A 24,221-nucleotide genomic window follows, 5' to 3' on the forward strand; every position below is an offset into this window, starting at 1 on the left:
TTAGAGTGACACAATGTCAATTTGGTCCCGCATCACCCAGGCCGTCTCCGCCCTTGCCAAGGGCGAGGGGCTGTCGGCTGTCTTCGAACGGCTGCGCACGCCGCCGGAACGCTCGGTCGCCTTCACCATCGCTGTGATCGCGCTCTCGGCCAAGATGGCCAAGGCCGATGGGTTGGTGACGCGCGCCGAGGTCATGGCCTTCCGCGAGGTGTTCCACATCGCGCCCGAGGACGAGGCGGGGGCGGCGCGGGTCTTCAACCTCGCGCGGCAGGATGTTGCGGGATTCGAGGAATACGCGCAGCGCATCCGCGCCATGTTCCGCGAGACCAGCGGCACGCTCTGCGATCTGCTCGAGGGGCTGTTTCACATCGCCATCGCCGACGGCACCTACCATCCGAAAGAGGATGCCTTCCTCGCGCGGGTGGCCGAGATTTTCGACCTGCCCGAAGCCGAGTTCCGCAAGCTGCGGGCGCGATTTGTGCCAGATGCGGCGCCCGATCCCTACACTGTGCTTGGCGTCAGCCCGGACATGCCGCTGCCGCAGATCCGCAAGGTCTGGCGCGGGCTGGTCCGCGAAAGCCACCCCGACCGCATGGTCGCGCGCGGCCTTCCGCAAGAGGCGGTGAAGATGAGCGAAAAGCGCCTGGTGGCGATCAACCGGGCCTGGGAAGAGATCCAGGCGCGCACCGCCGCCTGAGATGCGCATCGCCACCTACAACGTCGAATGGTTCGACGCGCTGTTCGACGACGGCGGGCAGCTTCTGATGAACGACGGCTGGTCGGCGCGGCACAACGTGACCCGCGCGCAGCAGACCGAGGCCCTGGGGGTTGTTTTTGCGGCGCTCGATGCGGACGCGGTCATGGTGATCGAGGCGCCCGACACCCACCGCCGCCGCAGCACGATCCCGGCGCTGGAAAGCTTTGCGCGCGCCTTCGATCTGCGGGCACGGGCGGCGGTCATGGGGTTCGTGAACGGCACCCAACAGGAAATCGCCCTGATGTACGACCCGGAGCGGCTGGAGGTGCGGCACGATCCGGGGCAGAACGACGCCGCGCCGCGCTTCGACGGGACGTTTCACATCGACCTCGATGTCGACCGCACCCGCGATGTGGTGCGCTTTTCCAAGCCGCCGCTGGAACTGGCGGCGGTCTCGGCGGGCGGCACCGCGTTCCGGCTGATCGGCGCGCATCTGAAATCCAAGGCGCCGCACGGCGCGCAGGGGCGCGACGCGGTGATGCGCCTGTCGATCGCCAACCGCCGCAAGCAGCTGGCCCAGGCGATCTGGCTGCGCGCCCGGATCGAAGACCAGCTGAGCGCGGGCGAAAGCCTGATCGTGCTGGGCGACCTCAACGACGGGCCGGGGCTCGATGAATATGAGAACCTTTTCGGCCGGTCGTCTGTCGAGATCGTGCTGGGGGACGCCGACCCGAAGCTTTACGACCCCAATGCCGCGCAGGCCTTGCAGCGGCGGCTGGGATTGCAGCCGACCACGGCGCGCTTTTACCTCGGGCACCAGAAACGCTATCTGCAGGCGCTTCTGGACTACATCATGGTGTCGCCTGACCTGCGCGCACGCGATCCCGTCTGGCGCATCTGGCATCCCTTCGACGATCCGCGCTGCTGGGAAGTGCCGGAGCTGCGCCACGCGCTGCTGATCGCGTCGGATCATTTCCCGGTCACGCTGGACATCGCGCTCTGACCCTTCTCAGACGGGCGCGGTGTGCCTATATTAGGGGCATGACACGCGCAGCCCTCATTCTTGCCCTTGCCCTGCCGCTCAGCCCGCTGGCGGCGCAGGAGACGCCCGAGCCGCTTCCGGAAACCGAAGAGGAAGAGGGGTTCGACCTGATCGAAGAAGGCGCGAAAATGTTCTTTCGCGGCATGATGCAGGAAATGGAACCGGCTTTGGAAGAGCTTCAGGGTCTCGCGGACGAGATGCGCCCCGCCTTGCGCGACTTCGCCGCCGAAATGGGGCCGGCAATGCGTGACCTGCTGGCCGAGGTCGAGGACTGGTCGGTCTATCACCCGCCCGAGATGATGCCCAACGGCGACATCATCCTGCGGCGCAAGACGCCCGATGAAATGGGCGAAGACCCGGCGGCTCCTGAAGGTGAAGTAGAGCTTTAGGTATTCAGCGTAACTGTCTGATTGTTATGAAACATCAGTCGATCACCGCAACTTCGGTGGTGGCCGACAGGGACGAGGCGAGCGACTGGAACCGCGATTGCGCGACCTCGCCGAAGAGCGGTTCGATATCGCGTCTCAGCGTCAGCACCAGATGCTTCTTCTTGGGCTGCCAGGACAGGGTGGCACCGCCCTGCGACGTGTCGGACATCCACAGCATCGCGCCGAATCGCAGTGCCTTGCCGAGGATCTCGGCGTTCAGCTTTTCGGTATCGTCGATCAGCTGGTAGAGATCCTCGAACCGCGTGCCTTCGCGCTTGTTGCGGTAGCGGTGCAGCAGGGCGAGGCCGAGGAAGATGCGTTCGGCGTGTTTCAGACCGCCGAGGTTGGCGCGGGTGGCGTTGTCGAAACAGGTCTCCGCGCGATAGTCCGGGTGCGCGCGCCAGCTTACGTCATGCAGCAGGCAGGCGGCCTTCACCAGCCGCAACCGGGCCTCGGGCACGTTCTTGTAGAGCGGTTCGATGAAGCGGAAGAGTTTCTTGCCGAACCCCGGCAGGCGGGCGTCCTTGTATTCGGCAAAGCGGCAGGATTCGATCAGCGGGTCGCGGTCGCGCAGGGCCTGCGGCATCTGTTCGTAGAGCAGACCCTCGCGGATGCCGTAGCTGGAAATAGCGATGTCCTTGGGCTTGACGACCCGAACCAGGCGGCTCAGGACTTCGGCCGCATACGGCACCAGCGCCATGCGCGCCGAGGACAGGCCGCATTGGCTGCGCAGCGCCTCGAGATCGGCCTTTTCGATATATTTCACCGTGGCTTGCACGGTCTTGGCCGTCATCCGGTATTCGTGCAGCACGTGCAGCGGATAGCCTTGCCGGTGCATGTCGATCCGGGCGATGGCGCGCCAGGACCCGCCCACGAGAAAGAGCCTGTCGCGTTGCGCGCCCATGGTCTGGGCCAACCTGTCGAGCGTGTCCTTGATGACCGCCGCGCGGGCCTTCTTGCCGCCCTTGAGGTCGCGCAGCTTGAGTGGGCCCAGGTCCGAGGTGACGCGCGTGCCCACCTTGCCGCCGGAAATCGCCGCGAGCTCCATCGACGAGCCGCCGATATCGCAGACAAGGCCATAGCTGCCGGGCCAGCCAAGCAGCACGCCCTGCGCCGACAGCCGCGCCTCTTCGCGCCCGTCGATGACCCAGAGCTTGATGCCGGTCTCGCGCTCGATCTCGGCGCGGAAGTCCGGCCCGTCGGTGGCCTCGCGCACCGCGGCCGTGGCCACGGCGGTGAGCGGCGGCAGGTCCATGCCCTGCGCCAGCATCTGGAAACGCCGGATCGCGGCCAGCGCGCGTTTGCGGCCCTCTGGGTTCAAGCGGCCGGATTCGGCCATGCCGGCGCCCAGGCCGCACATGATCTTTTCGTTGTAGAAATAGGCCGGAGAGCGCGCCGCCCCGTCGAAGACCACCAGCCGGACCGAGTTCGACCCGACGTCGATCACGCCCACGCGGGACAGGCCGCGCGCCCGTGCATCTTCGAAGAGCGGGCGGCCGAACGGGCCCCAATCGGTCTGAGTGGTGTCGGATGTGCCGTCCATGATCCGCTCCCCCGTGGCTGGGCAGACCATGCCGGACCGGCGCGGAAGGGTCAAGAAAGCCCCGACATGACGCGGCGCTTTTGCGGTGCGCGCAGCGGGGGGTTTTCACCGCCCGGTGCTGCGATATATCACTGACGCGATCGCGTGGATCGCGCGGCTTGGTTCACCGTCTGCCGCAGACGGAACGGGGGCGGCTAAAATGGCACAGAAGAACGGCCGGGTGTTCGGCGTGATCGGCCTGGGGAATTTCGGCAGCACCGTCGCCACCGAATTGCAGCGCTTCGGCAACAGCGTCATCGGGATCGATATCGACGACCAGCGGGTCGCCAACCACGCCGAGGCGTTGAGCCAGGCGATGATCGTCGACGCCCGCGACGACGCGGCGCTGCGCGAGGCGGGGCTGGGCGAGTGCAATGTCGGGCTCATTGCCATGGGCTCGGATCTCGAGGCCAGCATCCTGTCGGCGATGAACCTCAAGCTTCTGGGCGTGCCGGTGATCTGGGCCAAGGCCAAGACCAAGACCCACCACCGCATCCTGAGTCGCCTTGGCGTCGACCGCGTGGTGCACCCCGAGGTCGAAGTGGGCCAGCACATCGCGCAGGTGATGCACAACCCGCTGGTGCGCGACTATGTGAGCCTGGGCAACGGATTTCACGTCGTGAATTTCCGCATTCCCGAAAGCCTCGAGGGCAGGAAACTCGCCGACCTGCCGCATAACGAGACCTACAACCTGCGCTGCATCGGCGTGATGCGCGGCACCGAATATGTCGGCGACGACCGGTCGGGCTGCACGCTGGAGCGCGACGACCTGCTGCTCCTGCTGGGTCAGCGCAAGCATCTGCGCGCCTTTGCCGCGAGCCTCTGAGCCATGGCGCGGCTTCTGACCGGCCGCAGGATCGGCGGGCAGCGGCGGCTGCGCATCCCGCCGCCCGCAACGCTGGCGATCCTTTACCTGGTGTCGATCGTGCTGGGCGGGGCGCTCCTGTGGCTGCCCATCGCGCATAACGGCGATATCGGCCCGGTCGAGGCGCTGTTCACGTCGACCTCCGCCGTGACCGTGACCGGGCTGGTGCTGTCGGATACCGGCGCCACCTTCACCGGTTTCGGGCAGGCGGTGATCGCGGTGCTGATCCAGCTGGGCGGGCTGGGGCTGATGACCTTTGCCGTGCTGGTGCTGAGCGCGCTCGGCATTCCCGTGGGCATGCCGCAGCGGATGATCCTGCGCGAGGACCTGAACCAGACCTCGCTGTCCAATCTCAACGTGCTGGTGCGGGTGATCTTCGTGGTTGCCCTGTCCTGCGAGGCTGTGGGGGCGCTGCTGCTGGCTTTCGTCTTCGTGCCGGAACACGGCTGGGGGCAGGGGCTGTGGCAAGCGGTGTTCCACTCGGTGTCGGCGTTCAACAACGCCGGTTTCGCGCTCTATCCCGACAGCCTGTCGCAATGGGTCGGGCATCCGCTGGTGAACCTCGTGGTGCCGGCGCTCTTCATCCTGGGCGGGCTGGGGTTCATCGTGGTGGGCGACATCTACCAGAAGCGCCGCTGGCACAAACTGACGCTGCATTCGAAGCTGATGCTGGCGGGGACGGCGGTGCTGATCGTCTGGGGCTGCGGGGCCTTCGCGGTGCTGGAATGGACCAACCCGGCGACGCTGGGCGGGCTGACCGCCGGCGACAAGCTCTGGGCCGCGTGGTTCCAGGGGGTGACGCCGCGCACCGCCGGGTTCAACACCGTCGATATCGGCGGCATGCACGACAGCACGGCGCTCTTGATGATGACGCTGATGCTGGTGGGCGGAGGCAGCACCTCGACCGCTGGCGGGATCAAGGTGACGACGCTGGCGGTTCTGCTGCTGGCGACGGTGGCCTTCTTCCGGCGCCAGAAGGCGCTGCATGCCTTCGGCCGGTCGCTTGGGCTCGAGGAAGTGCTGAAGGTCATGGCCCTGACAACGATCTCCCTGCTGCTGGTGCTGACGGGCATCTTCGTGGTGTCGATCAGCCATGACGGAGACTTCCTCGACCTCGCCTTCGAGGTGACCTCGGCCTTTGGCACGGTCGGCCTGTCGCGCGGGGCGACGGGCGAGCTGGACGGGGCGGGGCTCGCCTTCGTCATGCTGGTGATGTTCGTGGGCCGGGTCGGCCCGCTGGCGCTGGGGTTCTTCCTCGCCACCCGCAGCGCGCCGCGGGTGCGGTACCCGGAGGGGCAGATTTATCTCGGGTGAGGGGCGCGGCGGCGGGCAAGCCCGCCTTGAGTCCGCGCCTCGGTGCCAAGGGGTGGTCTTTCTGGAACGCGCCGAAACCTGTCCTCAGGTATCATCCGCGTGGGTGAGGTCTGGCACGTCGGCGGCCCCGGCGGAGCCGCGGCCCGACAGGGACGGGTTCTCCATGAAGAACCGGTGGCAGTTGAAGGCAAAGGTCCCTTCGGGCACCGGATCACGGTGGAACGACCCGTCCGGCGACATCACCCAGCTTTGCGCCGTGTCGGCGAGGTTCGCGGCCATGATCTGGCTCACGATCTGCGCCTTCACCGTGGCGTTCTGCACCTCGACCAGCGTCTCCACCCGGCGCGACAGATTGCGGCCCATCCAGTCGGCGGAGGACATGAAGACCCGCGCCTTCTTGTGCGGCAACCCGTGGCCGTTGCCGAAGCAGACGATCCGCGAATGTTCGAGGAACCGGCCGACGATGGATTTCACCCTGATGTTGTCGGACAGGCCCTCGATCCCGGGACGGATGCCGCAGATGCCCCGAATGACGAGGTCGATGCGCACGCCCGCCTGCGACGCCGCATAGAGCGCGTCGATCATGTCCGGTTCGATCAGCGAGTTCATCTTGACCCAGATCTGCGCGGGCTTGCCGTTCCGGGCATGCTCGGCCTCGGCGGCGATGAGCTCCAGCATCCGCGATTTCAGCGTATGCGGCGAGATGGCGAGGTTTTCGAGCTCCGACGGCTGCGCATAGCCCGAGAGGTAGTTGAACACCTTGGTGGCGTCGCGCCCCAGCGCCGGATCGCAGGTGAAGAAGCTCAGGTCGGTGTAGATCTTGGCGGTGATCGGGTGGTAGTTGCCGGTGCCGTAATGGGTGTAGGTGACCAGCTTCGACCCCTCGCGGCGCACCACCGTGGAAATCTTGGCATGGGTTTTCCAGTCGAGGAAGCCGTAGACCACATGCGCGCCCGCCCGTTCCAGCCGCCGCGACTGGCGGATGTTGGCGGCCTCGTCGAAGCGGGCCTTGAGCTCGACCAGCGCGGTCACCGACTTGCCGTCCTCGGCGGCCTCGCAGAGCGCCTCCACGATGGGGGAATTGCGCGAGGTGCGGTAGAGCGTCTGCTTGATCGCCACCACATCCGGATCGCGCGCCGCCTGCATCAGAAAGCGCGTCACCATCTCGAAGGTCTCGTAGGGATGGTGCAGCAGCATGTCCTTCTGCCGGATCGCCGCGAACATGTCGCCTTCGAAATCCTGCACCCGCTCGGGCACGCGCGGGGTGAAGGTGGGCCAGAGCAGGTCGGGCCGGGCGTCGATCACCAGTTCCTTGAGGTCGGCCGCGCCGATCATGCCGTCAAGCGCGATCACCTCGTCCTCGTTGACGTGCAATTCGCGCATCACCACGCCGCGCAGGGCGGCGGGGGCGCCTGCGGTGATCGTCAGACGCACCACCTGGCCGCGGCGGCGGCGCTTCAGCGCCACTTCGAATCCGCGCACCAGGTCCTCGGCCTCTTCCTCGACCTCGAGATCGCTGTCGCGCAGCACGCGGAAGCCGAAGTGGTTCTTTACCGAGTAGCCGGGAAAGAGGCTGTCGATATGCATCAGCAGCAGCTCTTCGAGCAGGATGAAGCGATGGCCGCCGTCACCCGCGGGCAGGGCGATGAACCGGTCGATCTGCGCCGGGATCGGCAACAACGCCTGCAGCGTGCGCTTGTCGCGCCCGCGCTCCAGTTGCAGCGCCAGGCAATAGCCCATGTTGGCGATGAAGGGGAAGGGATGCGCCGGGTCGATGGCCAGCGGCGACAGCACCGGGAAGACCTGTTCGAGGAAGGTCTCTGCCAGGTAGGCCATGTCGGCCTTGCTCAGCGCCTCGCGGCTGAGGATCGAGATGCCGCGCTCCGCCATTTCGGCGCGCAGGGCGATCCAGACGCGCTGCTGCGAGGCCATGAGCTTGCGGGCATTGTCGTTGATCAGCACCAGCTGTTCCGCCGGGGTCAGCCCGTCGGCGGCGGGCGTGGTGTTGCCCGCCTGTGCCAGTTCGCGCAGGCCCGCGACGCGGACGGTGTAGAATTCGTCGAGGTTCGCCGCCGAGATCGACAGGAAACGCAGCCGCTCGAGCAGCGGCACGCGGGCGTTCTCGGCCTCTTCCAGCACGCGCCAGTTGAAGCCCAGCCAGCTGAGCTCGCGGTTGTAGAACCGGCCCGGTCCGGTGAGGTCCATGTCGTCCAGCGTGACCGGGTCAGGCAGCGGTGCGGTGAGAAAATCGGCTTGGGTCATGGGCGCCTTTTGGAGCGGGACTGTAACGGCGGTATGACATCAATCCTGCGGCGCATCCGAGCCGGGCGCAAGCTCTGCCAGGATGCGGCGGGCCAGCGGCAGGTTCACCCCCTTGGGTGTGCCCAAGGCGGCATCGTCGATGGCCTCGACCAGCTGCCCGGCCATGTCGAAGCTGCGCGGCATGCGGCGCACCAGGTAGGGCAGCACATTCGGCGCCGGCACGATCTGCCGGTCGGCAAAGAGCTTGGCAAGCACCACTGTCAGCAGCATGTCGTCGGGGGGCAGCAGCGCCGTGAGCGTGGTCCCGGACATGCGGCTGGCGAGGTCGGGCAGCGCCAGGCCCCAGCTCTGCGGCGGTGCATCGGCGGTGACCAGCAGCGCCCCGCCCTGCGACAGCACGAGGTTGTGCAGGTGAAAGAGCGCCGCTTCGGCCTCGGGCTCGCCCGCCACCTGCTGCGCGTCCTCGACGCAGACATGGCCCGACGCCAGCGCCGGGATGTCGGCCTGCGCGAGGTCGCGGGCGGCGACAAGCGATGCGCCCGACAGATCGCGCCAGACATGGGCCAGGTGCGTCTTGCCCGCACCGCGCGGCCCGGTCAGCACCAGCTTGCCGCCGGGCCAATGTGCCCAATCGTCGATCATCGCCACGGCCATGGCATTGGCTTCGGTGACGATGAAATCGCCGCGCCCCAGCGCTGGCCGCACGGGCAGGTCGAACCGCAGTTGCCGTATCATGGTCACACCTGGTCCGCGTCGTCTTGGTCCGCCTCGAACGTGCCGCGGTAAAGCCGGCTGTGCTTGTACTGCGCCACGGCAAAGCGCGCCACGACGCCAAGGGCGGCGGCGATCGGCACCGCCACCAGCATGCCGACGAAGCCGAAGAGCGACCCGAAGACCGACAGCGCAAAGAGCAGCCAGACCGGGTGCAGACCCACGGAGTCGCCGACCAGCTTGGGCGTTAGCACGTTGCCTTCGATCACCTGGCCCAGCACGAAGACACCCGCCACCAGGCCCAGCGACAGCCAGTCGCCCCAGAACTGGAAGAGGCCGAGCCCGATGGCCAGCGCCCCGCCGATCAGCGCGCCGAGATAGGGAATGAAGGTGATGAGCCCGGCGACGAACCCCACGACCAGTCCGAATTGCAGCCCCACCAGCATCAGCGCCACGGCATAGTAGGTGCCGAGGATGAGGCAGACCGTGCCCATGCCGCGGATGAAGCTGGCGAGCGTCCGGTCGATGTCCGATGCCAGCTTGCGGATGGTCGGCGCATGGTCGCGCGGCAGCATCTCGTCGACGCGCGCCACCATGTTGTCCCAGTCGAGCAGCAGATAGACCGCCACCACCGGCACGATGACAAACAGCATCGCCACGCTGATCAGCGACCGGGCCGAGGTCAGCGCCGTCTGCAAAAGCTCTCCGCCGCGGTCGCGGATCGTCTCGCCCAGCGACGCCAGTGTCTCGCGCAGCGCGTCGTCCTGCTCCATCAGCGTCGGAAAGCGTTCGGTCAGAAAGGCCTGCAGGTCGCGGAAAAGCTGCGGCGCGGTCTCGAAAAGCTGCACCGACTGCTGGATCAGCGTCGGGATGACCAGCAGCGCCAGCAGCACGAAGATCAGGATCGCAACGACGGTGATGATCGCCGTGGCCATGACCCGGCTGGCGCCCAGCTTTTCCAGCCGGTCGGCCACGGGATCAAGGAAATAGGCCACCGCACCGCCAAGGATGAACGGCAGCAGTACGTCGCCCAGGAACCATAGCAGCACGGCAAAAACCACAAGGGCAAAGCCCCAGTACTTGAACTGCTCGCGCGCCGTCAGCGACATGGGTTTCATCCTTGCGTGGCTCGGCCCTACATCGCCTGTCACCGCGCCGTTTTCAAGGGCGCGCGCCGGTGAGAGCGGGAATTGCGCATCGCCGATCGGCACCGCCTTGCCCTTGCCAAGCCTGCCGCGTTGGCTCACAACCGGGCCACCACGACGAACAAGGGGTCTCCCATGCGCCTGAGCCGATACTTTCTGCCCGTTCTCAAGGAAACGCCTTCCGAGGCACAGATCGTGTCGCACCGGCTGATGCTGCGCGCTGGCATGATCAAACAGGCCAGCGCGGGCATCTATTCCTGGCTGCCGCTGGGCTTCAAGGTGCTGCGCAACATCGAACGGATCGTACACGGGGAACAGGCGCGGGCCGGGCATATCCCGATGCTGATGCCGACCCTGCAATCGGCGGACCTCTGGCGCGAAAGCGGGCGGTACGACGCCTACGGCCCCGAGATGCTGCGCATCCGCGACCGGCAGGACCGCGACATGCTCTATGGCCCCACCAACGAGGAGATGATCACCGACATCTTCCGCAGCCACGTGGGCAGCTACAAGGACCTGCCGCTGACGCTTTACCACATCCAGTGGAAGTTCCGTGACGAGATGCGCCCGCGCTTCGGCGTGATGCGGGGCCGCGAGTTCCTGATGAAGGACGGCTACAACTTCGACCTGACCAAGGCCGACGCGCTGCACGCCTACAACCGCCACCTGGTGAGCTACCTTCGCACCTACGAACGCATGGGGCTTCAGGCGATCCCGATGCGCGCCGACAGCGGCCCCATCGGCGGCGACGACACGCATGAATTCCTGGTGCTGGCGGAGACCGGCGAATCGGAAGTGTTCTACGATGCCGAGATCACCGAGCTGAAATTCGGCGACCGCGAAATCGACTACGATTCGGTCGAGCAGTGCCAGGCGGTTCTCGAGGAGTTCACCTCGCGCTACGCCCGCACGGACGAAACCCACGACGCGGAGATGTTCGCCAAGATCCCCGAAGACCGCCAGCGCGTGGCGCGCGGCATCGAGGTCGGGCAGATCTTCTACTTCGGTACCAAGTATTCCGAGGCCATGGGCGCCACGGTCAGCGACGGCGAAGGCAACAAGGTGCCGGTGCACATGGGCAGCCATGGCATCGGCGTAAGCCGCCTGGTGGGCGCCATCATCGAGGCGAGCCACGACGACAAGGGCATCATCTGGCCCGAGGGTGTGACGCCGTTCCATTGCGGGATCGTCAACCTCAAGCAGGGCGACGCAGAGGCGGATGCGGCCTGCGACGCGCTCTATTCCAGCCTGACGGCGCTGGGGCTCGATCCGCTCTATGACGACCGCAATGAACGCGCCGGCGGCAAGTTCGCCACGATGGACCTGATCGGCCTGCCGTGGCGGATCACCGTCGGCCCGCGGGGCCTCAAGAACGGCGTGGTCGAACTGACCTCGCGCCGCACCGGCGAAAGCGAAGAGATGCCCCCCGAAGAGGCGGTGCAGAGGATTTCGCAGATCTATTCCGCCAACGCCTGACCCGGGGCGCGATCCCCCGGCTTCATCTTGCCACCCGCACGTTTTGCGCTGCAAAACGCGCGGTTAAACGCCCGGCGGAGTCGCCGCTTGCGGCGACGGGGGCAGCGGCCCCCCTTCAATTCGGCTGACGCCGGGCGCGCGATCCGGTACACTGCCCAAAAACAAGAGCAGGAGAGGCAGATGATCCTCAGGGTTCTGACCCTGGCCGCCGGGCTGACCGGGGCCATTGGGTTGTCGCAATTCCCGGCGTTTTCGCAGCAGTACCAGCAACGCCTTGGCGGCGCCGTCGATGAGCTTACGCGCGTGGTCGCGCAGTTCGACCGCGATGCCGCCAGCGTCGGTCTCGACCGCGCCAGCGCGCTGAGCGAGCTGGACAGCGGCGGCGCCTTCGGGGCCGCGCGTGCGGCCAGCATGTCACAAACCATCGCGCGCCACGTGCGGCTGCAGGCCGACCTTGCCGCGCTCGAAGGCGCGGGGCCGTTCATGCGGGCGCGGCTGGCCGGGCACCTGGGCGACAGGGACATCGCAGCCCGCGCCTGGGAAGCGTTCGAGCCCTCCGTGCCCGCGACGTTCGAAGGGGCGGTGTTCGCAGGCACCGGATTCGTCGGCGGGTGGGCGCTGGTGTCGATGCTCGCGGGGCTTCTGGGCGGGCTCATCCGCCGGCCCGTTCGGCGCCTTTCGCGACAGCCGGCCATGGCGGCAAGAAATTCCTGAGAATTCCGAATCGGATAAGAGGTCTTTCCGGCTTTGGCCAGACGGGGTGCAGGGCGCCCCGTTGAGGGGCTGAGGCGTCGTGTCCGAAATACCCATGATGTCCGGGCACGGCACAGACGCCATACAGCGGGCGCATCGGAATTCTCGAGAATTCCGATCCGGAAAACGCGTGTTTTCCGGCCCTGGCGATCCGGTCAGACCGCGGCGCTGATCTCGGTCACGATGCTGTCGACCACCTGTGACAGCAGCGTCTCGTCTTCGCATTCCGCCATCACCCGGATCAGCGGCTCGGTGCCGGATTTCCGGATCAGCAGGCGTCCCTTGCCGTTCATCCGGGCTTCGCCTTCCGCGATGGCCTGCTGCACCGACAGGGTTTCAAGCGGCGTCTGCCCGGCGGCGAAACGAACGTTCCTGAGCAGTTGCGGCACCGGTTCGAAACTGTGCGCCAGCGCCGAAGCGGGCTGGCCGGTGCGCACCATCTCGGCCAGGTATTGCAGCCCCGCCATCAACCCGTCGCCGGTGGTGGCGTAGTCTGTCATCACGATATGTCCCGACTGTTCGCCGCCCAGGTTCCAGCCGCCGCGTCGCATCGCCTCGACCACGTAGCGGTCTCCGACGCCGGTCCGTTCGAGCCGCAGGCCGCGCGCATCGAGGAACCGCTCGAGCCCGAGGTTGGACATCACGGTGGCGACCAGGGTGCCGTCGCGCAGCCGGCCTTCCTCGGACCAGCGGGCCGCCATCAGCGCCATGATCTGGTCGCCGTCCGCCACCGCACCGGTCTCGTCGATGATCATCACCCGGTCGGCATCGCCATCCAGGCAAATGCCGATGTGCGCGCCATGGGCCACCACCGCCTCGGCCGCGGTGCCGGGGGCGGTCGAGCCGCATTTTTCGTTGATGTTGGTGCCGTTGGGCGACACCCCCACCGGGATCACCTCGGCGCCCAGTTCCCACAGCACCTCGGGGGCGGCGCGGTAGGCCGCGCCGTTGGCGCAATCCACCACGACCTTCATCCCGTCGAGCCGCATACCGCTCGGGAAGGTCGACTTGACCCGTTCCTGGTAGCGGAAGCGACCATCGTCGATCCGCTGCGCCCGACCGATTTCGGTGGCCGGGGCGGGATCGACGCCGGCGTCGATCAGCGCCTCGATCTCGGCTTCGGCCTCGTCGCTGAGCTTGTAGCCGTCGGGACCGAAGAACTTGATGCCGTTGTCGTGGCTCGGGTTGTGGCTGGCCGAGATCATGATGCCCAGATCCGCGCGCATCGACGGCGTCAGCAGGCCCACGGCGGGGGTCGGCACCGGACCCAGCAGCAGCACGTTCATCCCAGTGGAGGTCAGCCCTGCGGTCAGGGCGTTCTCGAACATGTAGCCCGAGAGCCGCGTGTCCTTGCCGATCACCACCCGATGCACGCCGCCTTTCTCCCGGCGGAAATAGCGCCCGGCCGCGGCGCCGATTGACAGCGCCATGGAGGCGGTCATCGGATGGATATTGGCAGTGCCGCGCACCCCGTCGGTGCCGAAAAGCTTACGCGCCATCTGTCTCTCCTGTTTCCACGGCCTGCCACAGCGCCAGCGCCGCGCGTGTTTCGGCCACGTCGTGTACGCGCAGAACCTGCACCCCCTGCGCCACCGCCGCAAGCGCCACGGCAATCGACCCCGGCGCGCGGCGGCTGGCGTCGGGCGCGTTCGACAGCTTGCCGATGAACCCCTTGCGCGAGGCGCCGAGCAGGATCGGGCAGCCGATGGCATGAAACAGGGCAATGTCCCGGATCAGCGCGAGATTATGCGCCACGGTCTTGCCGAAGCCGATGCCCGGGTCGATCACGATATTCTCGCGCCGGATGCCCGCACGGGTGAGCATGGCGACCTGCGCGGCGAGGAAATCGTAGATATCGAGCAGCACATCGTCGTAGCGCGGATTGTCCTGCATGGTTTCCGGATCGCCCCGGGCATGCATGACGCAGACCGGAAGGCCTTCGCGGGCGCAGTAATGGGCCAGCATCTTGTCATAGGTGAAGCCCGACACGTCATTGACCAGCCGCGCCCCGGCCTCGACCGCCGCCTCGGCCACGGCGCTTTTGCGCGTGTCGATGGAAATCGGCACGTCGATGTCGTGGTGCAGCGCCCGGATGACCGGCTCGATCCGCGCGATCTCGGCCTGGTGGGGGACGGTTTCGGCCCCCGGCCGGGTGGATTCGCCGCCGACGTCGATCAGGTCGGCGCCATCCTCTGCCATCTGCCGGCCAAAGGCGATGGCCTGTGCCGCGCCGCTGCGCAGCCCGCCGTCGGAAAAGCTGTCGGGGGTGACGTTGAGGATGCCCATGATCCGCGGCCGATCGAGCGTCAGGCCGCAGATCGGCGCCCGCGGGGCCGAGATGGATTCGCGCGCCTCGGGCGGCATCTGGGATATCGGCACGATCCGTTGCGGCTGCCCGCGTTCGAGACGCAGCGCGTGACTGAACCAGCGCCGGGTTCCGGCGACGGGCAGGGCATCCCCGGGCCGGGTCGGCTCGGAACGGACGAGCGGGCGGAAATAGGCTGTCATGGGCTCTGCATGGGGGATCGGGGCGATGCTTGCAAGCGCTCAGCCGACCGGATCGCCGAGGCCAAGCGCCCGCACCGGCAGGGAAGCGCCGGTCGGCGCGGCGCCGCCGATCACAAGCAACTCGCGCGCGCTCATGGCCTGCGCGAACCACGCCGAAAGCGCCAGCCCGTCGCGCGGCGGCACCGTCGGGCCGTCGGTGGCGTCGAGCACGATCTTCGACGGCGCCCAGACGCAGACCTGGCCGTTCTTCATCGCCCAGTCGAGTTCCGTCCGCGTGGCCACCACCTTGCAGCGATCGTCGCGCGCCGCCAGCACCCAGCCGTTCTGTTCGATGGCCAGCAGGTCGATGCGCCGCTGTACCATGCGGTGCGGATTTTGCGGTTGCGGCGAGGCGGTGTCAGGCGCGCCAACGCAGAAGATCAGCGGATCGCCCGAGGCCTGCAGCGCATCGAGCCAGCCCGGCAGGCGGGGGTCGGCGATGGCGGCATTGCTGAGGTAGACGACGCGGGGATGCGGGCGCTCCTGCGCGGCGTCGTTCAGCCGGTCGCGCAGGTCCGCGCGCGAGCGCACGATCTCGACCCCCAGCGCGCCGGGCCCGCGGTCGAGCTTTTCGATGCGGACGAAGGCGCGCAGCGCCTGCGGCTCCAGCAGGATGCGTTCGGCGATGCGTTCGGCCAGGGTTTCCAGCAGGTTCACCCGTTCGGCGGCCAGCTCATGCGAGATCGCCTCGGTCACGCGGTCGTAGCTGAGGATGCGGTCAACATCGTCGTCGAGCGGCCCGGTGAAGGGCAGCACCTCGACCACGACATTGAAGCAGATGCGCTGAGTGATGCCGCGTTCGGCCTGAAAGGCGCCGATCTCGACCTCGCGGATGTGGTCGCGCAGGGAAATCCGGTCGCGGGGATCGTCGCCGGCGGTGGCGATGGCCCGTTCCGAGGGATGCGCGAAGGCAAGGTGGATTTCTGTGCTCATGGCGCGGCTCCGCGGTGGTGACGGGTCTAGGTAGACTAGCAACGCGCGCCGGTGCAATGCCACCGCGCCAAAAGGGGGTGTCGGCTCCGCCGGTGCCGCGGGCCGCGCCGCATCAGTTCATGCTGATGCGGGTCGGCTGGCGGTAGAAGCGATGCACGCCGATCTCGGCGGTCATCGGGAACTTGCGCGCCCAGCGGGGGCGGACGGCGGTGGTGTGGTAGTGGGTAGCGCCGTCGGTCAGCTTGCGCGGCGCACCGGAGAGCATCACCTTGGCGACCTTTCCGACCTGGTCGAAGGCACCTTTTTCCGAGATATGCTCAGGGTGGCCGTCGCAGGTATAGGTGAACTGGCAGGCGTATTTCTGCCCGGTGCCCTGGTTGATCACGCCGCAGACCGAGCTGGGATAGTTGGGGTTGTCGACGCGGTTTAGGATCACTTCGGCCACGGCGAACTGGCCTTTCACGGTTTCGCCGCGGGCTTCGAAATACAGCGCCTCGGCCAGGCAGCGCCACTGTTCGCCACCGGCGGGTTCCGGCACCGACGCCAGCCAGGCGCGGTCGTAGTTGACCTTCGCCATGCCGCGGGCGGTTGGGGTGACCAGCTGTTGCAGATGCTGCGCAGAGGCGGTTTGCAGCCCTTGTTTCTCTGCCGCGAGCAGGGAACTGGCGGCATTGGCGGCGCGTTCGGCGTGAACGGAGGATGCGGCAAGGGCGGCCCAAAGGGCCAGGGCGAGCAGTCTGAACGTCATTTTGTCTACCTTCTCGGAACGAACGGATCGGATATTCGCCGGATCGGTGCAGCAGCGCACCCGTCCGGCAAATTCCGCGTCGCATAGACAAAAAGACACAATCGGTAAAGTTGGCCGAAAATGGAACCGGCGAGAATCCGCTGTTCGGGGCCTCCGAATGGAAGATAGGGTGGATTGTGCGGCCGGGCCTACCCGATCTTGTCCCTGATCGCCAGTTGAGCAGCCGCAAGCCGTGCAACCGGAACGCGAAACGGAGAGCAGCTCACGTAGTCGATCCCGGCCGCGCGGCAAAAGGCAATCGATTCGGGGTTGCCGCCGTGTTCGCCGCAGACCGAAAGCGTGACGGCGGGACGGCCCGCGCGTCCGCGCTCTGCGCCGATGCGCAAAAGCTCTCCGACTCCCTCGGTGTCGAGCACGTGGAACGGATCTTCGGCAAAGACGCCCTGGCGCACGTAATCGGACATGAAGCGACCGGCGTCGTCGCGGCTCAGCCCGTAGGTCATCTGCGTGAGGTCGTTGGTGCCGAAGCTGAGGAAATGCGCGTGCTGGGCGATCTCTTCGGCGCGCAGGCAGGCGCGCGGCGTCTCCACCATCACCCCCAGCCGGTAGGTGAAGTCGCGTCCGCGCTCGTTGCGCACGGCGGTGGCGACGGCGTCGATGCGGCCCTTCACAAGCTCGACCTCGCGCCGGGCCGAGACCAGCGGGATCATGATCTCGGGCACCACGGGATCGCCGTCGCGGCTGCCGTCGATCGTCGCTTCAAAGATGGCGCGGGCCTGCATGTCGTAGATCTCGGGCACGGTCACGCCCAGACGCACGCCACGCATCCCCAGCATGGGATTGTATTCACCCAGCGTCTCCACCCGGCGGGTCACGTCGCTCACCGGCAGGTCCAGTGCTTCGGCCAGGTCGCGCTGCCCGGCGCGGTCGGCGGGCAGGAATTCGTGCAGCGGCGGATCGAAAAGGCGGATGCAGACCGGAAGCCCCTGCATGATGCGAAACAGTTCGGTAAAATCGGCGCGCTGCATCGGCAGCAGCAGATCGAGCGCCGCGCGCCGGTCCTCCGAGCTTTCGGCAAAGATCATTTCGCGCATGACGGTGAGCCGGTCGGCCTCGAAGAACATGTGCTCTGTGCGGCAGAGCCCGATGCCCTGCGCGGCGAAGTTGCGCGCGGTCTGGGCATCGGCGGGGGTGTCGGCATTGGCGCGGATGCCGATGTCGCGCTCCGCATCGGCCCAGGCCATCAGCGTCTGGAAACTGTCGTCGAGGGCGGCTTCGACCGTGGCCGGGCTGCCGGCCAGCACCTCGCCGTTGGTGCCGTCGACGGTGATCGTATCGCCGTCGCGGAAGACCCGCCCGTCGCGGGTGGTCAGGGTCTTGCGGCTGAGGTTGAAGCGCAGGTCGGCGGCGCCCACGACGCAGGGCAGGCCCAGACCGCGCCCGATCACCGCCGCGTGGCTGGTGATGCCGCCGCGTTCGGTCAGCACGCCAATGGCGGCATGCATGCCGCGCACGTCCTCGGGCGTGGTTTCGCGCCGCACCAGGATGCAGGGTTCGCTGCGCGCCGCACTGGCCTGGGCGTCGGCGGCGGAAAAGACGATGCGCCCGGTGGCGGCGCCGGGGCTTGCCGCGATGCCGGTGGCGATGCGGTCGCGCGGCGCATCCTCGGCCACCTGCCGGTGCAGCAGCTCCGACAGGGCGTGCGGATCGACGCGCATCACTGCCTCTTGCGGGGTGATGATCCCGTCCTGGGCGAGGCTGACGGCGATCCGCACCGCGGCGCGCGACGACCGCCGCACACGCACCCCGTCGAGGATATGGACATTGCCGTTCTCGATGGTGAATTCGATCTGCATTTCTGCGCGCAGCTTCTTGCGCATCAGCGCCGCATGCGCCTTGAGATCGGCAAAGGCCTCGGGCGCCAGCTCTTCCAGCGACGGGCCGCGCGGGTCGCGTTCGAGAAACACGGATTTCGCGCCACCCTGGAGCGCATCGCGGCCCTGGCTCTGGCTCAGGTAGCGGCCGGTGATCTGCGGCAGGCCGGTGTCGGAATTGACCAGCTGCAGCACGCCCGATCCGCATTCGCCCGTGCCCAGCCCCAACGCCATCGCCTGCACCACAAGGCCCAGCCCCGCATCCACCGGCGCGCCCTTGGCCTGCCGCAGGAGCCGTGCCGTCGTGCCCTCCCAGGCCCGCGCCATGGACCGCAGCACTTCGGACAACTGCCGTTCGCGGTCCTGCGGAAAGCCCTCTTCCGCCTCGTCCTCGTAGATCGTCAGCGCGTCGGCCAGCACGTCCGGCGCGGTTTCGTCGAGCGTGTCGAAGATGTCGGGATCGAGCCGCGCCACGTGCACGGCGTAGGCCTGGATGAAACGCAGGTAGAGCGCGGTCGCCGCCTCCTTGCCAAGGCTCTGGCACAGGTGCATGTGCCGCACGTCGTTCATGCCGATGTTGAGGATCGCGCCGGGGCCGCCCCAGTCCGGGTCCATCGACGAAGGCCGCACGCAAAGCAGCGGATCGCCGTCGAAGAAGCGGAAGATCTTGGCGATGTCGGGCAGGGCGCCGGTGGCCAGCGCATGCACGGTGTCGAAAGACAGCGCCACGGTCCGCGGCACCGGCAGGTTGAGCCGTACCAGCCGTTGCAGGCACTTGGCCCGCCCGCCATGGGTCTGGGTGGCGATGGACGCGGTGTTGCCGATCAGGGTCACCCGCTGATCGGGAATCTGCGTGCTGAGAAGGGTGGACCCGCGTGACATGGCAAGACAATACCGCCGTCGCGAGCCATGGCAAGCTGGGCATTGCGGCCTACGCGCGCCGCTGCGGCGGTTGACGGCACCCCGGAACGAAAGATGCCGCCCATCGGAAACTTCGGGATGGTCCCGTCCCGCTGCGCCCGGATCAGCCGTCGAGCCGGGTAAGGTCGGCCACCTGGCCGCAGGTCTGGCGGATGCGGCTCAGCAGGTTCAAGCGGTTGCGCCGCAGCACCGGGTTCTCGGCATTGACCTGCACCGCCTCGAAGAAGGCATCGACCGCGGGGCGCAGGCCCGCCATGGCGGCCATGGCGGTGGCGAAATCCTCGGCCTGCATGGCGGGCTTGATCTTCGCCTCTGCCATGTCCAGGGCGTCGAAAAGCGCGGTTTCCTCGGGGCTTTCGGCGAATTTCGGATCGGCGCCGAAGGAATATTCCACGCCGTCCTTCTCCTCGGCCTGGGTGAGGATGTTGTTGGCCCGCTTGAAGCCCTGCACGAGGTTTTCGCCGTCCTCGGTGAGACGGAAGGCGGCCAGAGCCTCGGCGCGCTTGGCCAACAGGGCGAAGTCGCAGTTCTCCGGCATTGCGAGGCAGGCGTCGATAACGTCGTGAGTGATGCCCTTGTCCCGCAGGTAGACCTTGAGCCGGTCATGGAGAAAGCTGCGAAGATCGTCGCTGACCGACGGATCGTGATCGCGCACCAGCGGCAGCCAGCCGGGGGCCTCCGCTTCGGCGGCCTCGATCAGTGTCCGGGTGCGAGCGCCGAAGACGCCTTCGGCCACCGAGGCCGACAGGATGGCCTCCAGCGTCTCGGAGTGTTGGGCGTTGACGCCGATTTGGTGGCGCAGAATTTGCGCATCGACCGGGCGGTCCATTGAGATCCGGATTCCGTTCTCGAGTACCAACCGAATGACCCCCAACGCCGCCCGCCGCAGGGCGAAGGGGTCCTTCGACCCGGTGGGTTTCTCGTCGATGGCCCAGAACCCGGTCAGGGTGTCCAACTTGTCGGCCAGCGCCACGGCGACGGAGACCGGCGCCGTCGGCACGGCGTCAGAGGGGCCGAGGGGGGAGTAGTGGTCCTGACAGGCCGCCCCCACTTCGGGCGGCAGGCCTGAGGCATCGCTGTAATAGCGGCCCATAAGCCCCTGAAGTTCCGGGAATTCGTAGACCATTTCCGACGAGAGGTCGGCCTTGGCGACGCGCGCCGCCTGTTCGGCAAGGTCGGCATCCGCGCCGACCACCGGGGCCAATTCGCGCGCGAGGGCCGCGATGCGCTCGATGCGGTCGCGCTGCGAGCCCAGTTTGTTATGAAACGTGACATTGGACAGCTGGTCGGTCCAGGCAGTCATGCCCACGCTCTGCGCCACGCGCAGGTCGTTTTCCCAGAAGAACTTGGCATCCGCCAGCCGCGCCGACAGCACCTTCCGGTTGCCTGCAAGGATCGTCGCGCCGTCATCCGGCGCGGCGATGTTGGCGACGGTGACGAAGCGTTCGATGCGGCCCGTCTTGGGGTTCTTCACCGAAAAGAACTTCTGGTGCTCCTTCATCGAGGTTTGCAGCACCTCGGGCGGCAGGTCGAGGAACTCCGCCCCGATCTCGCCCAGCAGCACCACGGGGTATTCCACGAGCCCTGCGACCTCGGCCAGCAGGCCGCGATCCTCGACCACCTCGAGCCCCAGCGCAAAGGCGGCCTGGGTGGCGTCGTTCCAGATCGTCTCGGCCCGTTCCTCGGTCGACAGGATCACCTTGGCGCGCTTCAGCTTCGCCGCGTAATCCTCGAAGGACGTGACGGAAAACGGCTCCGGCGCCATGAAGCGGTGGCCGCGGGTGGTGTCCGAAGCCTCGATCCCGTCCACCGACATGGGCACGACCTCGGCCCCCGCTTCGGTGGTCAGGATGCAGAGGATCCCATGCAGCGGGCGCACCCAGCGCAAGGAACCGGCGCCCCAGCGCATCGACTTGGGCCAAGGGAAGGTGCGGATCACCTGTTCCAGCACTTCCGCCACGATTTCGGGCGCCGGGCGGCCGGGCTTGTCGATCACCGCGTAGAAGACCGTGCCCTTCTTTTCCTCGCGCTCGACCAGGTCCTCGCGCGCCACGCCCGCACCGCGCAGGAAACCTTCGATGGCCTTTTCCGGTGCGTCGGTGCGGGGGCCCTTGCGCTCCTCGCGCAGGTCGGGGCTGCGCTCCAGCAGGCCTTCGATCGCGAGGGTCAGGCGGCGCGGTGTGGAAAAGGCGGCAGCATGGGCATAGGTCAGCCCAGCCTCGACCAGCCCGTCGGTCACGCGCTGGCGCAGGTCGTCGGCGGCGCGGGTTTGCATGCGGGCGGGGATCTCTTCGGAAAAGAGTTCGATCAGGAGGTCGGGCATCGGGTCACCAGGGCTTTGGCCCGCAGCCGCGAGCCTCGTCATTTGCCCGGGTGGATAGCCTTCCCTGTCGCTGGCGTCCAGCGATTACCCCGACCGCCGGCCGGGCGGTCAGGCGGCGGCTTCGCGGGCCTTGTCCTTGGCGCGGGTGGCCAGCGTCTTGATGTCCGGATCGGCGCAGCGCGGCACGATCCGGTAGGCGGCCTCGACGAAGTTCTCGACGGCGAAGGCAATGAGGCCAAGCGCCGTCACGCCAAGCAGGATACGACCGTAGGCGACGCTGCGCAGCTGCTCCAGCGCGGCGCCGACGCCGCCCGCTTCGGAGGCGTCCGCGGTCCAGCCCGCCAGCACGATCAGCGCGCCGATGATGCCGATGACGACGCCCTGCGCGACGAATCCGAATTTCATCACCGGATTCAGCTTCTGCGTCGTCGGCGTCAGGCGCAGCGCGGATTTGTATTTTTCGCTCAGTCCCTTATGGGCGTAGTAGATGCCGGCGGCGATGGTAATGAGGCCGACCGCGATGACCACTGCCTTGCCATAGGGCAAGGACATCAGGCGCTGGGTCCAGTCCTGCGCGCCGCTGCCACCGCTGCCGCCGCCCATGGCCAGGCCCGCGACGGAGAGGCCGATACCGGCGTGGAGCAGCCCGGTGATGGTCTGCCCGGCGCGGGCGACGAGGCCCTTGGCGTCGGTGCCTTCGTCTTCGAGGTCATAGGCCGCGCAGATCAGCCGCCAGAGGCAGTAGCAGATCAGCCCCGCCGCGATCACCCAGAGCAGCGCCGTGCCCCAGGGCGCCGCCCGCAGGGTCGCGAGCGCCCCGGTGGTGCCCTCGGCATTGCCGCTCCAGAGAGCGGCGGTCAGGGCAAGGCTGCCGGTGATGGCGTAGGTGATCCCGCGGGCGGCATAGCCCAGGCGCATCACCGGGATGACGAAGGACGGGGGTGTGTCTGCGGACATGACGGACGCTCCTTCGCAAAGAAGCGCATGAGCGGCGGGCGGAGTTCCCGCCAAGGGCGAAATTCGGCGGGCGGCGGCGACCGGTCCGGCGATCAGTTCTCGCGCGGCGGGCAGGTCGGGTCGAGCGGCGAGCCGTCATAACTCTTGTCGCCGCAGTCGTTTACCTCGTGCCAGACGTAGCCGCGTCCGTCCTGGGTCACGGCCACGACGCGGTCGATGCCGTATTCGAGGTTGCGCTGGCTCAGGAACACCTTGGCGCGCCCCTCTGCCAGATCTTCGCCGATGGCCTCGGCGTCGAAACAGTCGAACCAGCCCGGCGCGACACGCGGCGCCGCGCCGGTATAGGGCGCATAGATGTCCTCGAGCGTGCCGAGCCCGGTGGGCGTGGTGAAACAGGCGCGGTAGCGGATCGGAGAGCTGTCGGCGTCGATGGCGCGGAAATCCTCGTAAAGGATGGTTTCGGGCGTGTCGCCGTTCAGAGGCGTGAGCTGCACGTCGTCGCTGCCGGTGGGCACGACCTCTTCGTAATAGGCGTAGACCTGCAGATAATACATGCCTGCGCCCGCCAGAACGGCAGCGACGACAATGAGGAGGACGAGGACCTTTCCGGTCACGCCGCCGCCCCGTCTTGCTGGCTTGCGACGACCGCGTCGGCGCAAAGCTTGGCGAGCGCCCGGACGCGGCCGATATAGGCCTGCCGCTCGGTGACCGAGATCACGCCGCGCGCATCCAGCAGGTTGAAGAGATGGCTGGCCTTGATGCACTGGTCGTAGGCAGGCTGCGCCATGACGATGCGGCGTCCGGTCTTGGGATCGACCTCGGGCTGGTCGAGGATGCGCTGGCATTCGCGTTCGGCGTCGACGAAATGCTGCAACAGCATGTCGGTATCCGCCACGTCGAAATTCCAGCGCGCGTATTGCGCCTCGGCCTCGCGGAAGACGTCGCCGTAGGTCAGCGGGATCGGCGCATCGGGTGCGTTGAACGGCATCTCGTTGCCGTCGTCGTGCCCCAGCACGTACATCGCCAGTCGTTCGAGCCCGTAGGTCAGCTCGCCCGACACCGGGGCGCAGTCATGGCCGCCGACCTGCTGGAAATAGGTGAACTGCGACACTTCCATGCCGTCGCACCAGACCTCCCAGCCCAGGCCCCAGGCGCCCAGCGTCGGGCTTTCCCAGTCGTCCTCGACAAAGCGGATGTCGTGCATCTCCATGTCGATGCCGATGGCTTCGAGAGAGCCGAGGTAGAGCGCCTGCAGGTCCGGCGGCGAGGGTTTGATGATGACCTGGTACTGGTAGTAGTGCTGCCAGCGGTTCGGACTGTCTCCGTAGCGCCCGTCGGTGGGCCGCCGCGACGGCTGCACATAGGCTGCGGCCCAGGGCGTGGGCCCGAGGCTGCGCAGCGTGGTGGCCGGGTGGAAGGTGCCGGCGCCGACCTCCATGTCGTAGGGTTGCAGCACGGCACAGCCCTTGTCCGCCCAGTAGGTCTGGAGGCGCAGGATGATGTCCTGGAAACTGCGGGGTTTGTCTGCTGTCATGTCGATCCGGCCCGGCCTGTCTGAATATCCTGCCTGCTTAGGATGCGGGGGGCCGGGGGTCAATTAGGCCACGATGGGTAAATTGACCATGGTGTCACGCGGATTTGGG

20 protein-coding genes are annotated in these 24,221 nt (G+C 67.3%); 7 read left to right on the top strand and 13 right to left on the bottom strand.

Annotation, left to right across the window (positions count from 1 at the left end; genetic code table 11):
- Positions 1 to 13: 13 nt before the first annotated feature.
- From DU478_RS04960 to DU478_RS04970, 3 genes are read left to right on the top strand one after another with little or no spacing between them, the layout of a single operon-like run.
- Complete coding sequence (locus tag DU478_RS04960) at positions 14 to 697, top strand: molecular chaperone DjiA (protein ID WP_114509842.1); 684 nt, start codon at positions 14 to 16, stop codon at positions 695 to 697.
- Between the two features lies 1 nt (position 698).
- On the top strand, positions 699 to 1,700 hold the full coding sequence (locus DU478_RS04965; RefSeq protein WP_114509843.1) for an endonuclease/exonuclease/phosphatase family protein: 1,002 nt from the start codon (positions 699 to 701) through the stop codon (positions 1,698 to 1,700).
- A 38-nt stretch (positions 1,701 to 1,738) separates the two neighbouring features.
- On the top strand, positions 1,739 to 2,128 hold the full coding sequence (locus DU478_RS04970; protein ID WP_114509844.1) for a hypothetical protein: 390 nt from the start codon (positions 1,739 to 1,741) through the stop codon (positions 2,126 to 2,128).
- 34 nt (positions 2,129 to 2,162) lie between these two features.
- Here the strand turns inward: DU478_RS04970 and DU478_RS04975 are convergent, their stop codons facing one another.
- Positions 2,163 to 3,710 carry a Ppx/GppA family phosphatase gene (locus DU478_RS04975; RefSeq protein ID WP_114509845.1) on the bottom strand — a complete coding sequence of 516 codons (1,548 nt, stop codon included), beginning with the start codon at positions 3,708 to 3,710 and terminating at the stop codon, positions 2,163 to 2,165.
- A 199-nt stretch (positions 3,711 to 3,909) separates the two neighbouring features.
- Here DU478_RS04975 and DU478_RS04980 point away from each other — a divergent pair, with 199 nt between their 5' ends.
- Together DU478_RS04980 and DU478_RS04985 are read left to right on the top strand one after the other, a co-directional pair.
- Positions 3,910 to 4,575, top strand: a complete 666-nt coding sequence (locus DU478_RS04980; protein WP_114509846.1) for a potassium channel family protein — start codon at positions 3,910 to 3,912, stop codon at positions 4,573 to 4,575.
- A 3-nt stretch (positions 4,576 to 4,578) separates the two neighbouring features.
- Positions 4,579 to 5,928, top strand: a complete 1,350-nt coding sequence (locus DU478_RS04985) for a TrkH family potassium uptake protein (RefSeq protein ID WP_114509847.1) — start codon at positions 4,579 to 4,581, stop codon at positions 5,926 to 5,928.
- A gap of 84 nt (positions 5,929 to 6,012) precedes the next feature.
- Here the strand turns inward: DU478_RS04985 and DU478_RS04990 are convergent, their stop codons facing one another.
- From DU478_RS04990 to DU478_RS05000, 3 genes are read right to left on the bottom strand one after another with little or no spacing between them, the layout of a single operon-like run.
- Positions 6,013 to 8,190, bottom strand: a complete 2,178-nt coding sequence (locus DU478_RS04990; RefSeq protein ID WP_114509848.1) for an RNA degradosome polyphosphate kinase — start codon at positions 8,188 to 8,190, stop codon at positions 6,013 to 6,015.
- A gap of 39 nt (positions 8,191 to 8,229) precedes the next feature.
- The gene (locus tag DU478_RS04995; protein ID WP_114509849.1) at positions 8,230 to 8,925 is read right to left on the bottom strand and encodes a P-loop NTPase family protein; all 696 of its coding nucleotides are present in this window, start codon (positions 8,923 to 8,925) and stop codon (positions 8,230 to 8,232) included.
- Positions 8,926 to 8,927: 2 nt separating this feature from the next.
- Positions 8,928 to 10,010 (bottom strand): AI-2E family transporter, encoded by a 1,083-nt coding sequence (locus DU478_RS05000; protein ID WP_114509850.1) that lies wholly within the window; start codon positions 10,008 to 10,010, stop codon positions 8,928 to 8,930.
- Between the two features lie 171 nt (positions 10,011 to 10,181).
- On the opposite strand from DU478_RS05000, the gene proS reads away from it, so the two are divergent.
- Positions 10,182 to 11,522 (top strand): proline--tRNA ligase, encoded by a 1,341-nt coding sequence (gene proS, locus DU478_RS05005; RefSeq protein WP_114509851.1) that lies wholly within the window; start codon positions 10,182 to 10,184, stop codon positions 11,520 to 11,522.
- A 180-nt stretch (positions 11,523 to 11,702) separates the two neighbouring features.
- Positions 11,703 to 12,236, top strand: coding sequence for a DUF2937 family protein (locus DU478_RS05010; RefSeq protein ID WP_114509852.1), 534 nt, complete (start codon positions 11,703 to 11,705; stop codon positions 12,234 to 12,236).
- Positions 12,237 to 12,430: 194 nt separating this feature from the next.
- On the opposite strand, the gene glmM is transcribed toward DU478_RS05010, so the two are convergent.
- From glmM to DU478_RS05055, 9 genes are all read right to left on the bottom strand, one after another.
- A complete protein-coding gene (glmM, locus tag DU478_RS05015; RefSeq protein WP_114509853.1) occupies positions 12,431 to 13,774 on the bottom strand; it encodes a phosphoglucosamine mutase in 1,344 nt (447 codons plus the stop codon).
- Positions 13,764 to 14,783, bottom strand: a complete 1,020-nt coding sequence (folP, locus tag DU478_RS05020; protein WP_114509854.1) for a dihydropteroate synthase — start codon at positions 14,781 to 14,783, stop codon at positions 13,764 to 13,766. Before folP ends, glmM begins: the two co-directional genes overlap by 11 nt.
- 39 nt (positions 14,784 to 14,822) lie before the next feature.
- Positions 14,823 to 15,755, bottom strand: coding sequence for a dihydroneopterin aldolase (locus tag DU478_RS05025; protein WP_114509855.1), 933 nt, complete (start codon positions 15,753 to 15,755; stop codon positions 14,823 to 14,825).
- Between the two features lie 112 nt (positions 15,756 to 15,867).
- A complete protein-coding gene (locus tag DU478_RS05030) occupies positions 15,868 to 16,503 on the bottom strand; it encodes a cell wall hydrolase (protein ID WP_114509856.1) in 636 nt (211 codons plus the stop codon).
- Between the two features lie 188 nt (positions 16,504 to 16,691).
- Positions 16,692 to 19,259: a putative PEP-binding protein gene (locus DU478_RS05035; protein ID WP_114509857.1), complete on the bottom strand. Its 2,568-nt coding sequence runs from the start codon at positions 19,257 to 19,259 to the stop codon at positions 16,692 to 16,694.
- 142 nt (positions 19,260 to 19,401) lie between these two features.
- A complete protein-coding gene (glyS, locus tag DU478_RS05040) occupies positions 19,402 to 21,621 on the bottom strand; it encodes a glycine--tRNA ligase subunit beta (protein ID WP_114509858.1) in 2,220 nt (739 codons plus the stop codon).
- A 108-nt stretch (positions 21,622 to 21,729) separates the two neighbouring features.
- The gene (locus tag DU478_RS05045) at positions 21,730 to 22,578 is read right to left on the bottom strand and encodes a DUF1206 domain-containing protein (RefSeq protein ID WP_233501115.1); all 849 of its coding nucleotides are present in this window, start codon (positions 22,576 to 22,578) and stop codon (positions 21,730 to 21,732) included.
- Positions 22,579 to 22,670: 92 nt separating this feature from the next.
- Positions 22,671 to 23,192: a DUF6446 family protein gene (locus DU478_RS05050; protein WP_114509859.1), complete on the bottom strand. Its 522-nt coding sequence runs from the start codon at positions 23,190 to 23,192 to the stop codon at positions 22,671 to 22,673.
- Complete coding sequence (locus tag DU478_RS05055) at positions 23,189 to 24,112, bottom strand: glycine--tRNA ligase subunit alpha (RefSeq protein WP_114509860.1); 924 nt, start codon at positions 24,110 to 24,112, stop codon at positions 23,189 to 23,191. Before DU478_RS05055 ends, DU478_RS05050 begins: the two co-directional genes overlap by 4 nt.
- Positions 24,113 to 24,221 lie beyond the last annotated feature (109 nt).

Source organism: Thalassococcus profundi, from assembly GCF_003344785.1.
GTDB classification, from domain to species: Bacteria; Pseudomonadota; Alphaproteobacteria; order Rhodobacterales; family Rhodobacteraceae; genus Puniceibacterium; species Puniceibacterium profundi.

Bases quoted from the DNA above. Each gene is read 5' to 3' on its own strand.
- DU478_RS04960 (WP_114509842.1), top strand. From the start codon at position 14: ATGTCAATTTGGTCCCGCATCACCCAGGCCGTCTCCGCCCTTGCCAAG.
- DU478_RS04965 (WP_114509843.1), top strand. From the start codon at position 699: ATGCGCATCGCCACCTACAACGTCGAATGGTTCGACGCGCTGTTCGAC.
- DU478_RS04970 (WP_114509844.1), top strand. From the start codon at position 1,739: ATGACACGCGCAGCCCTCATTCTTGCCCTTGCCCTGCCGCTCAGCCCG.
- DU478_RS04975 (WP_114509845.1), bottom strand. From the start codon at position 3,710: ATGGACGGCACATCCGACACCACTCAGACCGATTGGGGCCCGTTCGGC.
- DU478_RS04980 (WP_114509846.1), top strand. From the start codon at position 3,910: ATGGCACAGAAGAACGGCCGGGTGTTCGGCGTGATCGGCCTGGGGAAT.
- DU478_RS04985 (WP_114509847.1), top strand. From the start codon at position 4,579: ATGGCGCGGCTTCTGACCGGCCGCAGGATCGGCGGGCAGCGGCGGCTG.
- DU478_RS04990 (WP_114509848.1), bottom strand. From the start codon at position 8,190: ATGACCCAAGCCGATTTTCTCACCGCACCGCTGCCTGACCCGGTCACG.
- DU478_RS04995 (WP_114509849.1), bottom strand. From the start codon at position 8,925: ATGATACGGCAACTGCGGTTCGACCTGCCCGTGCGGCCAGCGCTGGGG.
- DU478_RS05000 (WP_114509850.1), bottom strand. From the start codon at position 10,010: ATGTCGCTGACGGCGCGCGAGCAGTTCAAGTACTGGGGCTTTGCCCTT.
- proS (WP_114509851.1), top strand. From the start codon at position 10,182: ATGCGCCTGAGCCGATACTTTCTGCCCGTTCTCAAGGAAACGCCTTCC.
- DU478_RS05010 (WP_114509852.1), top strand. From the start codon at position 11,703: ATGATCCTCAGGGTTCTGACCCTGGCCGCCGGGCTGACCGGGGCCATT.
- glmM (WP_114509853.1), bottom strand. From the start codon at position 13,774: ATGGCGCGTAAGCTTTTCGGCACCGACGGGGTGCGCGGCACTGCCAAT.
- folP (WP_114509854.1), bottom strand. From the start codon at position 14,783: ATGACAGCCTATTTCCGCCCGCTCGTCCGTTCCGAGCCGACCCGGCCC.
- DU478_RS05025 (WP_114509855.1), bottom strand. From the start codon at position 15,755: ATGAGCACAGAAATCCACCTTGCCTTCGCGCATCCCTCGGAACGGGCC.
- DU478_RS05030 (WP_114509856.1), bottom strand. From the start codon at position 16,503: ATGACGTTCAGACTGCTCGCCCTGGCCCTTTGGGCCGCCCTTGCCGCA.
- DU478_RS05035 (WP_114509857.1), bottom strand. From the start codon at position 19,259: ATGTCACGCGGGTCCACCCTTCTCAGCACGCAGATTCCCGATCAGCGG.
- glyS (WP_114509858.1), bottom strand. From the start codon at position 21,621: ATGCCCGACCTCCTGATCGAACTCTTTTCCGAAGAGATCCCCGCCCGC.
- DU478_RS05045 (WP_233501115.1), bottom strand. From the start codon at position 22,578: ATGTCCGCAGACACACCCCCGTCCTTCGTCATCCCGGTGATGCGCCTG.
- DU478_RS05055 (WP_114509860.1), bottom strand. From the start codon at position 24,112: ATGACAGCAGACAAACCCCGCAGTTTCCAGGACATCATCCTGCGCCTC.